The sequence below is a fragment of the Ruegeria sp. genome (genome assembly GCF_028066395.1).
In the GTDB taxonomy this organism is placed as follows: domain Bacteria; phylum Pseudomonadota; class Alphaproteobacteria; order Rhodobacterales; family Rhodobacteraceae; genus Ruegeria.
In genome coordinates this window covers 23,138-24,829 of the sequence record NZ_JALCBM010000033.1, presented here as the reverse complement: position 1 = coordinate 24,829, position 1,692 = coordinate 23,138, and the positions used below count along the sequence as shown (strand labels likewise).

Sequence of the window (1,692 nt, the reverse complement as noted above, 5' to 3'; positions counted from 1 at the left end):
CGTGGTGATGACTATATCGAAGGCCTTGGCGTCTTCACCATCAATGTTACCAGCACGGGCGGCAACAACACGATCATTTCCCGTGGCGCGGGCTCGTTTGTCACCACCGGAGGCGGAAACGACACCATCACTGTCAGCGGGATCAATACGTCCGTCAGATCGGGCGCTGGTAACGATACCATTTTCATCAGCGCAGCGGGTTCCGATGTCGATTCGGGTGCCGGCAACGATCGGATCGATCTGCACGCGCTTGGCGCGACCGTGCGCACCGGCGCCGGGGACGATACGCTTAATCTGTATGTCGCTGGCGGCAGCGCGGATCTGGGGCATGGCGACAACGTCGTGAACTTCTACGCAATTGGCGGTTCCATCTATGTCGGCGATGGAGATGACACGATCAACGCAAACGTTGTTGGTATCAACCTGAACACCAATGGCGGCGATGATTTCATCAACGTTCGGGCGCTGGGCGCCGAGATCAATGCCGGGTCCGGCGACAACGTGTTCAACGTCGAAGCGGGCGGCGCGCGGCTGACAGCTGGTGAGGGAGACGACTACGCACGCGTTGGCGCAGGCGTGGGGCTTCTCGATCTCGGGGGTGGTGACAACTATGTCGACCTTCAGGCCCTGGGCGGTTCGGTCATTGTCGGTGATGGCGACGATACGATTTCGGTCAAGGTGTTCGGTGCCAGCATCGAGGCCGGTGGCGGTGACAACCACATCTATGCGGGCGGTTTTGGTGTTTCTGCATTCACCGGCTCGGGCAATGACGCGATCTATTCAATCGGCGTTGGCGGTCAGCAGATCGACAGCGGCGACGGGAATGATGTGGTGCATGCGTTCGGGGGCGTAAACGTTGTCTCCGTCGGGCATGGCCATAATGATGTGACCGTTGGCGGCGGGTTGAATATCGTTCAGGCGGGCTACGGTGACAATATCATCAAAAGCTATGGCGGCGTGAACACCGTACTATCCGGCCACGGCAACAACCAGATTGATGCGTTTGGCGGTGCGAATATTGTTCTGACCGGTAACGGGGATAACGACGTACGGGCATTTGGCGGCTTCAATCTGGTGCTTGTCGGCGATGGTAAGAATCATGTCTACGCTGCCGGTGGCGGCAATATCATCTTTACCGGCAATGGCGGCACGGAGGAGAACATCAACCGAGTCACGCCAGATATTGATGATTTGGGTGTTAATCTGGTCGCCAATGGCAGCTTCGAAGCGGGTGCCGAATCCAGACCGGCCTCTGGCTTTACGTTTGGGACACCGGAAGGTTGGACCATCGCACAAGGCACAGAAGCAGAGTTGCTGACGGATGGTATTAATGGTCTCGAAACAGACTCGGGCCGCACCTTTCTTGAACTGGCCGTTAATGGCAGTTCAAGCGTTAGCCAAGACATTGGTACACGTGAAAACGCCGTTTATCAGATTTCAGTAGATTATAGAACGCATTCTGGACTGTCTGGAAGCAACCTTGCCGTAGAAGTGTTGTGGAATGGGGAAGTCATCGGCGTTCTTGACAATGACAGCCCTACAGATTGGACAACCTACACCTTCCGCGTCAAAGGTGCGCCGGGTGAGGCAACGCAGCTTGAACTGCGGGATGCGAGCACAAATGGCGGGCAGGGTGGCCTGCTCGACAATGTCAAAGTCCAGGAAATTCTCGCGTTCCGCGATTCCGATGTT

The 1,692-nt window shown here is 56.7% G+C and carries 1 protein-coding gene; it reads left to right on the top strand.

Going from position 1 to position 1,692, the window contains the following annotated elements; all coding sequences use genetic code 11:
* Window positions 1-1,692: hypothetical protein (locus MPJ51_RS11800; protein WP_298386631.1), on the top strand; the 1,692-nt coding region annotated here is incomplete at both ends.